Source organism: Acinetobacter sp. UBA3025 (assembly GCF_002367915.1).
Taxonomy (GTDB): domain Bacteria; phylum Pseudomonadota; class Gammaproteobacteria; order Pseudomonadales; family Moraxellaceae; genus Acinetobacter.
The window spans coordinates 5455-15368 of sequence record NZ_DFDO01000241.1; the positions used below are offsets into that span (position 1 = coordinate 5455).

9 protein-coding genes are annotated in these 9914 nt (G+C 46.3%); 4 read left to right on the forward strand and 5 right to left on the reverse strand.

Going from position 1 to position 9914, the window contains the following annotated elements; genetic code table 11:
* From B4J23_RS10205 to B4J23_RS10225, 5 genes are all read right to left on the reverse strand, one after another.
* The coding region (locus tag B4J23_RS10205; protein ID WP_291360431.1) for an RsfS/YbeB/iojap family protein at positions 1-248 on the reverse strand (248 nt) is incomplete at its 3' end.
* A gap of 81 nt (positions 249-329) precedes the next feature.
* Positions 330-1118 (reverse strand): hydroxypyruvate isomerase family protein, encoded by a 789-nt coding sequence (locus tag B4J23_RS10210; protein ID WP_159123083.1) that lies wholly within the window; start codon positions 1116-1118, stop codon positions 330-332.
* 40 nt (positions 1119-1158) lie between these two features.
* A complete protein-coding gene (locus tag B4J23_RS10215; RefSeq protein ID WP_291360434.1) occupies positions 1159-2025 on the reverse strand; it encodes an NAD(P)-dependent oxidoreductase in 867 nt (288 codons plus the stop codon).
* A gap of 36 nt (positions 2026-2061) precedes the next feature.
* Positions 2062-2850 carry a crotonase/enoyl-CoA hydratase family protein gene (locus tag B4J23_RS10220; RefSeq protein ID WP_005233879.1) on the reverse strand — a complete coding sequence of 263 codons (789 nt, stop codon included), beginning with the start codon at positions 2848-2850 and terminating at the stop codon, positions 2062-2064.
* A gap of 102 nt (positions 2851-2952) precedes the next feature.
* Positions 2953-5760: a GacS-like sensor histidine kinase gene (locus B4J23_RS10225; RefSeq protein WP_291360437.1), complete on the reverse strand. Its 2808-nt coding sequence runs from the start codon at positions 5758-5760 to the stop codon at positions 2953-2955.
* Positions 5761-6091: 331 nt separating this feature from the next.
* On the opposite strand from B4J23_RS10225, the gene cysM reads away from it, so the two are divergent.
* The 4 genes from cysM to B4J23_RS10245 all read left to right on the forward strand — a co-directional run.
* Positions 6092-7021, forward strand: coding sequence for a cysteine synthase CysM (gene cysM, locus B4J23_RS10230; RefSeq protein WP_034702431.1), 930 nt, complete (start codon positions 6092-6094; stop codon positions 7019-7021).
* A gap of 17 nt (positions 7022-7038) precedes the next feature.
* Complete coding sequence (locus B4J23_RS10235) at positions 7039-7857, forward strand: 3'-5' exonuclease (protein WP_291360439.1); 819 nt, start codon at positions 7039-7041, stop codon at positions 7855-7857.
* 6 nt (positions 7858-7863) lie between these two features.
* A complete protein-coding gene (gene rlmD, locus B4J23_RS10240; RefSeq protein WP_291360441.1) occupies positions 7864-9240 on the forward strand; it encodes a 23S rRNA (uracil(1939)-C(5))-methyltransferase RlmD in 1377 nt (458 codons plus the stop codon).
* A gap of 44 nt (positions 9241-9284) precedes the next feature.
* The coding region (locus B4J23_RS10245) for an HD domain-containing protein (RefSeq protein ID WP_291360443.1) at positions 9285-9914 on the forward strand (630 nt) is incomplete at its 3' end.

A 9914-nucleotide genomic window follows, 5' to 3' on the forward strand; every position in this document is an offset into this window, starting at 1 on the left:
GCTTTACGTGCTTCTTCAGCAACATTATCTGCAAGTGATTTGATATGACGGGTTGATGTACCGCTTGCAATCACCATGGCATCTGCCACGTTGCTGATGCTAGCAACATCAAGCTGAACAACTTCTTTAGCCTTTACATCTTCGAGGGCTGCATGTACAACTTTCAAGCATGCGTTTACTGCTTGTGCATGAGAATTCATAGTGTGATCGTGAGAATTAGAAGCGCTGGGCGATGGTTCTAAATTCATAGGGAGTATAATTTCCTAACAATTATGCATGATCTAATATAGCGGTTTTAGCCCAAAATTTCAAATGCACCTTCCGCCGCTTTAGTCATACTCCGGGAAGAACTGTTCTTTCCAGCCAAAGGATTCTTCCGAAGTCCCCAGAGGTTTATATTCGGCTGCGACATAACCATTGTATTGGCTATTCTCTAACCATTGAAAAATCTCATAATATGGAATGGAAGCGGTATTGGGTTGATGACGCCCCGGGCAGTCTGCAAACTGGATATGACCAATCTCTGCAATATTTTCTTTTAAGGCTTCAAGTACATCTTCACCCATCATGGCCATATGATAACAGTCATATTGCATTTTCAAGGCAGGATGATTGACAGCTTCCAGCATCTCCTGAGCTTGGGCCACATTCTGAATCAGGAAACGTGGCATGTCCTGACCGTTGATCATTTCAAAGACCGGCTGAATCTGATAATCAGAGAGCATGGAGCAGGCAATTTTCAGATTACTCGCCAAGGTGTTCAGGCAAGGAAGCAGATCACAATCCAGTGGCTGTTTACCGGCCAGAATATTGACACTCGGTACATTCAGAGCAGTCGCATATTGAATGGCTTGCTCTACGGCATGACGAAACTCGATTTCCTGTCCAGGGATACCAGCAAGACCGTGTCCACCTTGCATCAGATCACCGGCAGGTACATTAATCAGGCAGATGTCCAGATCATGCAACTGAAGCTGCTGCTGAATCTGCTCAATACTCAGTTCATAGGGGAACTGGATTTCCACATGTTTAAAACCGTGCGCATGAGCCAAGGCAAAACGTTCTAACAGCGGTACTTCCGTAAAAATCATGGAGAGGTTAACGGCGAGTTTGGTCATGGGCTTTTCCTTGCTCAAGGCAGAATATTGAAATGTAATATTAGCGGTCTACATGCTTGATTACAGTAGCCAGATCGGCCTCAGCAAATCCGTCTTGCTGATGGGCTTTGAGTTGAGACAGGGCCTGGCTTGCCACAGGGATATCCAAAGACAAAGTAGCAGCCAGTTGCACCGCATTGTTCAGGTCTTTCGACAGTGTCTGCACTTTCCATTGCACGGGTTCAAACGTCTGGCTGGCCATACGTGGGGCCAGAATCTGAAAAGGCTTGGAGTCAGCAAAACCACCGGCTAATGCTGGTGCAAGCAGGGCAGTATCTACACCGGCACGATCGGCCAGGACCACTGCTTCAGCGATCAGGGTACTGTTCGCTGCCACAATCAGCTGGTTACAGATTTTAGTCGCCTGACCGGTTCCCGTATCACCCATGCGAGTGACACGTTGTGAAAGCACGGTATAGATGGGATCAAGTGCGGTAATAGTTTTTGCATCACCACCCGCGAAGATGACTAGCGTGCCTTGTTCTGCACCTGCAGTACCGCCAGACACAGGAGAGTCAATCCAGATCACTTGTTTAGCTTGGGCCTGTTCAGCTAAAGTTTTGGTTTGATGTACGGAGAGACTGGAAAAATCGACAATGATCTGACCAGCTACCAGATGTGGTTGAATCTGCTCAAAGACCGATTGCACCGCGGCATCATCTGCCAGACAGGTCAGAATAACCGGATAATCTGCAATTTGATCTAGAGATAGCGGAGTGGCTCCGAGTGCAAGCAAAGGATCGCAGGCACTGGCCGTACGGTTCCAGACTGCAACCTGAAAACCTGCTTCTAGCAAGCGGGTTGCCATACGACTGCCCATGAGTCCCATACCTAAAAAGGCAATTTTGCTATCATGATCGAATTGCATTTTATCTCTCATCTTTTGATTTTGCTTCAGCCATAATTATCGATATTGACGTGGCACAAACTGCACGTCCGGATTTTTATCCTTCTTGCGTGCCAGTTGACTGTTTTTACCGAGTAACAGTTTAAGCTGCCAGATTTTTTCCATACGCAATGACTTGTTGGGTTTGTGCTCCATCGCATCCAGCACAAATTTAGAGGCCATCAAGGCATCTGGAGAGCGTTGTAACATTTCTTCAGCCAAAGCTTGTGCTTTTGCTAATGGCTGTTCATCAACATGGGTGATCAGGCCAATTTCTTTGGCATAGGCACCTTCAAAAATACGTGCGGTTAAGGTCAGCTCTTTGGCCAGATCAATCCCGATCAGACCTTTGAGTGAACGCGTTAATCCCATGTCTGGTACTAGGCCCCAACGAGTTTCCATAATTGACATTTTGGTCGCAGGGTGAGCGATCCGGATATCCGCAGCCAGCGCAAGTTGCATACCTGCACCAAAGCAGAAACCTTCAATGGCTGCAATGACGGGGACAGGCAGTTCCTGCCAGACCAGAAAAGCTTTCTGGAATAAGCTCTGTCCAGGACGGATCAGTTCCCAAGCCGCATAGGCCCGATTTTTAGGATTATTTAAATCGGCCAAGTCAATGCCGGCACTAAAGACCTGCGCTTCACCGGTTAAAATGACACAACGCACTGACTTGTCTTTTTTAATCCGGTTCGCAATCTGCACCAGTTCACGCAGCAGGGCAAAGCTCATAGCATTACGTTTGTCTGGACGGCTGAGAGTAACCGTGGCAATTCCATTATTTTTTTCAAAGCGCACAAGTGACATGGTATTCATCCTTAATTTTTCTGTAAGCGAGCATAGCATGAGCAATCTGTGCTTGCATGACAGCGCAGTCATACAGATATGAGTAAGTAAAACAGTAATTTTTTAACCACTATGCTTGTTTAAAATTTGCTGAGCTGCCTGTTCTACCTGCTCAATCACTGCTTTCAGTTCATCCAGATATTTCAGTACTTCCTGAACAAAACTGTCATCGGCCTTACGGCGTTCCTTACGCAAGGTCGAGACAAACTGCTCAAAACTTCCGGTAACTTTTTGCAGAGTCGGTGTGCCGACATAACGAGTAGCCCCATAGAGACGGTGCAAAACATGTTCCAGCTGCGGAAAATCTTCCAGTTCAATTAATTGATCAATTTCATCCAGCTCTTTTTCAAAACTGTCGACCAGCATGCTGAGCAGATCGACGGCCAGATCTTCTTTATTGGCCGCCAGTTGCAGGCTTTGCTGCCAGTCCAGAATATTCGGATCTAGCGCATCAATGACATTGGCACGTTCCAGCACCGGAATCTTTTTAAAACTCTCAGTCGTCCAATGCGTCAGGATCTGCACGATCTGATCAATCTGAATAGGCTTAGTGACATAATCATCCATACCATTTTGTAGCAGTTTCTGTTTCTCATCGGAAAGGGCATGTGCCGTCAGGGCAATAATCGGCAGACGCTGATGATTTTCAAAAGTTGATTCCAGTGAACGGATTGCACGCGTGGTATCGATACCGGACATCACTGGCATCTGGATATCCATAAACACCAGATCAAAAGATGGCAGGCCCTGTTCATAACGGCTCTGGATGATATCAATCGCTTCCTGTCCGCTAATGGCTTTGGTCGTGGTGACATTCAGTTCGGCCAGTAAAGCTTCCAGAACAATCAGGTTCGGCAGATGGTCATCAACAGCCAGAATATGCAGTCCCTGACCATTAAAGTCTTCATGCTGTTCCTGATCGAAGATCGGCTGATTACCAAGTAGCTGAATCAGAGCACTACGACTCAGGGGCTGATGCAGGGCACGGGCACGATGGTCATTCAGCATGTTCGGATCCAGCTGCATCTGATAACCATACACAGCCAGATGTCCCTGATAGCGAGAGCGAATCTCTGTCAGTAGAGCCTGGCTATCGCCACTATGGTCGACAATCAGCCAGGTATTCTCGATATTCTGTAAATGGTTCAGACGACTGAACAGATCCAGAATGGACGTCGACTCAATATGTTTGACGCGATAATTTTCCAGATAATGTCTCAAAACATTCGCTGTTGCCGGATGGGCAAGATAAGACACAACGGTCAGATCACTGAAGTCCGGATGTTCATGAACAATATCTTCATCCACCGGGAATTGGGCGGTAAACCAGAAGGTTGAGCCTTTTTCTGTTGGAGCGCGTTCCTGGTTATCTTCAAAGCCGATTTGACCATGCATCAGGTGAACCAGTTGCTTAGAAATGGCCAGCCCTAGACCTGTACCACCGAATTGGCGGGTGACCGAGGTGTCGCCTTGCGAGAACGATTCAAACAGTTTCTTGCGGTCAGTTCCGCTCAGGCCAATGCCGCTGTCCTGAACGCTAAAATGCAGCAGACATTGTCCGATATCATCATGCTCCATGCGTGCCCGAACAATGATTTCGCCATCTGGAGTAAACTTGATCGCATTGGAAATCAGGTTGGTCAGAATCTGCTTGAAGCGTAGTACATCACCAATCACATGTTTTGGCACATTGTCTGCAAAGTAGAACGCCATATCGATATGCTTCTGTGCAGCCAGTGGTGAGAGCATGTCCATCACATCGAAAATGGCTTCTTCCAGATCAAAAGGTGCGGTTTCCAGTTCCAGTTTGCCGGCATCGATCTTGGAGAAATCCAGTACATCATTGATTAGGGCCAGCAGATGCGCAGAAGATTTGCGGATGGTCTGTAAATACAGGCTTTGCTCATTGCTAAGATTGCCTTGACGCAGCAGCAGGTGAATAAAACCATCAATACTATTTAAGGGTGTGCGTAATTCATGGGAAATATTGGCCAGAAACACCGACTTGGCCTGGTTGGCCGAAATCGCCTGATCACGTGCCTGACGATAAGTAATATTTTGAACTTCTAAAGTATCTAGAGTACGGCGCAAATCATCTTCAGTCTGTTCGGTATGCTCGCGCAATTCCAGAAAACTGAAATGCAGACGTTTCACCACATTGGCAATATCACGCTGCAAAAGACGCAATTCACCGGTACTGTTAATCACCATATGCTGATCTAGGGTGTCGGCATTCAGGCGTTGCAGCTGCATGCGAATTTCATACATCGGTGCAATCCAGCGACGAGAATAGAAATTCAGACATAACAACAAGAGCAATAAGGTCAATAAGCCGGTCGCAATCAAAACGATCAGGACCCGGTAGCGGGCAATTTCTAAGGGCTGATTGTCCAGTTCGATCGCCAGCCAGCCTGCATTCATGCCATTTTCATTTACTTTGACTGCATAAATATGATTGTTTTTATCTAAGATCGGGCCAACAAAATTGCCGTCTTTTTTAAAGTCCGGCCAAGGCGCCTGTTCCTGAAACCCAATACCGAGTTTACTTTTACCATTTTCATCCAGAATAGCCGCACGAACCAGATGCTTTTCATTCAGCATATTTTGCATGGCGTCATGAGCTTGTTCATATTGCCATGGATAAAGGCTCAAAATGTCCAGCGCATATTCAGAAGTGGCCTGAAAACGGGTCAGAATCGCAATGGCCATCTGCTTTTGCTGGGCACGTGCGGCATTGGAAGTTTCCGAGATGACCAGAGCAGCGCCGACACAGGCCAGAATAGTAATGGGTACAAAAATCAGTGCAATCAGCTGTCCATAAGCATGATTTAAGTGTAGGCGTTTAAACAGCTTTTTGTTGATATTTGACATGATTCAAGCAGTATTTTCCTTATGCTTTGCATATTAGCATGCTTTAAATCTACTGTTAAAATTTCAGCATTATTTTTCTAAAGCTCCAGATTAACGCAGAAAATAAGAACCATTGCGCTGAACAGTCATTATGTGTGTTTAAGCAAATCTTTTCAGGGGGAGAAGTGAGCTAAGTCACTGTCACGATTGAGGAGTTTTATCAAGCTAAAACAGGGCGAATTGGCCGTGCTGATCGTGATCTATACAGTTTTATGCAAAAGCACTGCTATAAATGGGTGCAGGGAAATGCATTTTTTCATACAATAGCCGCACCTCGATATAGGTGCAAATAATGAGTAATACCACCCCTGATTTTCAAGCAGACGAATTTTTACTGGACCATTATGTAGGCAAAACGCCACTGGTGCGTTTGCAGCGTCTGGCTAGTCACACTCAAGCCACAGTACTTGCAAAACTCGAAGGAAATAATCCGGCAGGCTCGGTCAAGGACCGTCCAGCGTATAACATGATCATGCAGGCGGAAAAGCGCGGACAGATCAAACCGGGTGATACCTTGATTGAGGCGACCAGCGGAAATACAGGGATTGCATTGGCGATGGTTGCGGCCATGCGTGGTTACAAGATGCAGCTGATTATGCCGAATAACATGAGTCAGGAACGTAAGGACGCAATGCGTGCTTATGGTGCTGAACTGATTGAAGTGACCAAAGAGCAGGGCATGGAAGGTGCACGTGATCTGGCCTTGCAAATGCAGGCTGAAGGTAAAGGTCTGGTGTTAAACCAATTTGGTAACCCGGACAATGTCGAAGCGCATTACCTGACCACAGGTCCTGAAATCTGGCAGCAAACAGGTGGCAAAATTACACACTTTGTCAGCTCAATGGGTACTACAGGTACGATCATGGGCGTATCTAAATATCTGAAAGAAATGAATCCGGATATTCAGATTGTGGGCCTACAGCCATCTGATGGTTCTAGTATTGCCGGTATCCGTCGCTGGCCAGAAGAATATTTGCCAACGATTTTTGATCGTAGCCGTATCGACCGTATTATCGATATTCCACAGATTGAAGCGGAACGTACTATGCGTAAACTGGCGCAAAAAGAAGGTATCAGTGCCGGCACATCTTCTGGCGGTGCAGTTTGGGCATCCATCAAGCTTGCAGAAGAAAATCCGGATGCAGTGATTGTATGTATTATCTGTGACCGTGGTGACCGTTACCTGTCTACAGGCTTGTTCTCTGTACAAGATCCTGAATAATTTTTGAGAAATCTTTTATGCGCCTGCCTGTTTTAACTTTCGATATTGAAACCCAGACCGATCTTAAATCAGGCGCGCATCTGTTTGGTCTGGATCTGCCTGAGGCTGATTTGGATCAGGCCCTGACCAAATTACGCCGTCAGGAATCAGGCTCGGACTTTCAGCGTCTGCCTTTGCATGAAATTGTCTGTATTTCCGGTTTATGGATGGATGAACAGGGCATGCGCCTGTTTTCTTTTAGCCATGAACAGTACAGTGAAGCGGAAATTTTAAAAAAATTCTTATCCATTTTTGACAAGCGTCATCCGACGCTAGTCAGTTGGAATGGCTCACAATTCGATCTTCCGGTCATTCTTTATCGGGCCATGTATCATGGCTTATCTGCGCCAAGTCTGTTCGATCAGGGCGAAATTGATACGCAAAAGCGTTATAATAACTACCAGAATCGTTACCATCAGCGTCATGTCGATTTGATGGATGTCATGGCCATGTTTCATGCCCGTCATTTTCAGAAACTGGATGATGTTGCTCATTTACTGGGTTATCCAGGCAAGCGTGGCGATGGTGGCTATCATGTACCGGAATATGTACGCAACCAGCAATGGAGCGAACTCACCAGCTATTGCGAAGGTGATGTGCTCAATACCTGGTTGGTCTATATTCGCTGGCTGTTGCTAAAAGGCCAGTTGATGTTGCCTGATTATCAGCATCTGGTGCAGAGTACGATTCAATACCTGCATACCCAGCCGCAACATGCAGATTTTTTATCAGTCTGGCGTGAAACCTCACAAAGAACTGAATTTACCCGTTTTGATTTTCCCATCTCCACATCCTAGGTTTTCATGAAACGTCGAGCACCACCACGTCCAGCACCGCAATCCGAGTATATTTTTCAGGTTGAATCACTCTCACATGAAGGACGTGGCATCGCTCACTATGGTTCACATCCGGATCATCCACTTGAAAAGCATGGCAAGAAAGTCTTTATCCGCTATGCCTTGCCGGGTGAAACCGTACGTGCCCGCATTACCCGTGAAGTCAAAAAACTGGAAGAGGCGGATAGCCTTGAGTTGCTCAGTGAGGCTTCCGAGATCAGGGTCAAACCTGTGTGTCCACATTTTGGCGTATGCGGCGGCTGCAATATGCAGCATATCCATCCAGATGCCCAAATTGAACTTAAGCAGAATGTTCTGAAATCACATTTGCAGCATTTTGCCGGGATTCAGCCTGTAGAATGGCTGCCACCGTTACGTTCACAACGTGAAGATTACCGTCGTAAAGCCCGGATTGGGGTGCGTTATCTGCCTCAAAAAGAAAAGTTGGTGGTTGGTTTTCGTGAGAACCAGTCCAATAAGCTGACTTCGATTGACCGTTGTATGATTCTGGATCGCGAGTTTGGAGCGGTTACACGTCTTAAACAATTGCTCCAAAGTCTCGATGGTCAGGCAGATATTGGTCATATAGAATTGGCTATGGGTGATCATGACATTGCGTTGCTCATTCGTGAAACCGCAGAATTATCGGTAACAGATGTCAACCGATTGCGCCAATTTACGTTAGAGAAAGGTTGGCAGCTTTATTTGCAACCTGCAGGCCAAGATTATTTGAAGCGGATTGATGAGCCTGAACAGGCAGCACGCTTACACTATGGTCTTGATGACTTTGATGTGGAATTCGGTTTTAATCCATTGGACTTCACTCAGGTCAATTCAACGATCAATCCGCAAATGGTGCGCTTGGCATGTGATTTGCTTCAATTACAGCAGGGCGAACGCGTTCTGGATCTGTTTTGTGGATTAGGAAACTTTTCTTTGCCACTGGCGCGCTGTGTTGGTGCGTCTGGTCAGGTGGTTGCGGTTGAGGGAAGTGAGGAAATGGTGCAACGTGGTGCGGAAAATGCTAACAATAATGGTATTGCACAAGTTTCGTTCTATTCACAAGATTTAACCAAAGATTTTTCGCACCAGTCTTGGGCAAATCAAGGATTTGATGCATTATTAATCGACCCGCCACGTGCTGGAGCAGAAGAAGTCATGCATTATATCCCTCAGTTTGGTGCCAAAAGAATCGTTTATGTGTCATGTAATCCTGCTACGCTTGCAAGAGATGCAGGGCTACTGGTACAACAGGGTTATCAGCTAACCAAAGCCGGTGTGATGGATATGTTTACGCATACCGGACATGTCGAGTCGATTGCCTTGTTCGAAAAAGAAAATTAAATAAACGATCAAAGAGATGATGTATCTAAAAGTAGGAGAAGGGTATGGTCACAGTACGTGAGCAACTGCCTGGGCGGCTCACTGAGTTGTCACAGGAGGCGACTGTAGAACATGCCGAACAAGCACAGCAGGATCTGACTGAATGGTTAGATCGGGTTCGTGGCATATTAGACGGGGCTCCCCTGAAGCAGCTCGAAGAAGTTGCCCGTTTAACCTTAGAAAAAGAGCTACAAAGTACGGTTCAGCATCGCTCTAATACCTTCTATACCGGTATTGAAATGGCGGATATTCTTGCGCATCTCTATGTCGATGAAGATACCTTGTCTGCTGCCATGCTTTACCGCGCAGTACGTGAAGGCGTTATGCCACTGGCAGAAGTGCAGGAAAAATTCGGTGAACAGGTCTACAGCCTGGTCAAAGGCACGCTGTCCATGGGTAAGCTGTCTGAACTGATTGAAAAAAATAAACGCCTGGAAGACCATTTTAATAATAACCAGCGTGAACATCTGTCTGGTATTTACAAGATGCTGATTTCAGTGACAGAAGATGTCCGCGTCGTGTTAATCAAGCTGGCAGAACGTACCTATGCACTGCGTGAGCTGGCCAATTCTTCACGTGAACGGCAAGAACGGGTCGCACGAGAAATCCTCACCATTTATTCTCCTTTAGCGCAT

Bases quoted from the DNA above. Each gene is read 5' to 3' on its own strand.
- B4J23_RS10210 (WP_159123083.1), bottom strand. From the start codon at position 1,118: ATGACCAAACTCGCCGTTAACCTCTCCATGATTTTTACGGAAGTACCG.
- B4J23_RS10215 (WP_291360434.1), bottom strand. From the start codon at position 2,025: ATGCAATTCGATCATGATAGCAAAATTGCCTTTTTAGGTATGGGACTC.
- B4J23_RS10220 (WP_005233879.1), bottom strand. From the start codon at position 2,850: ATGTCACTTGTGCGCTTTGAAAAAAATAATGGAATTGCCACGGTTACT.
- B4J23_RS10225 (WP_291360437.1), bottom strand. From the start codon at position 5,760: ATGTCAAATATCAACAAAAAGCTGTTTAAACGCCTACACTTAAATCAT.
- cysM (WP_034702431.1), top strand. From the start codon at position 6,092: ATGAGTAATACCACCCCTGATTTTCAAGCAGACGAATTTTTACTGGAC.
- B4J23_RS10235 (WP_291360439.1), top strand. From the start codon at position 7,039: ATGCGCCTGCCTGTTTTAACTTTCGATATTGAAACCCAGACCGATCTT.
- rlmD (WP_291360441.1), top strand. From the start codon at position 7,864: ATGAAACGTCGAGCACCACCACGTCCAGCACCGCAATCCGAGTATATT.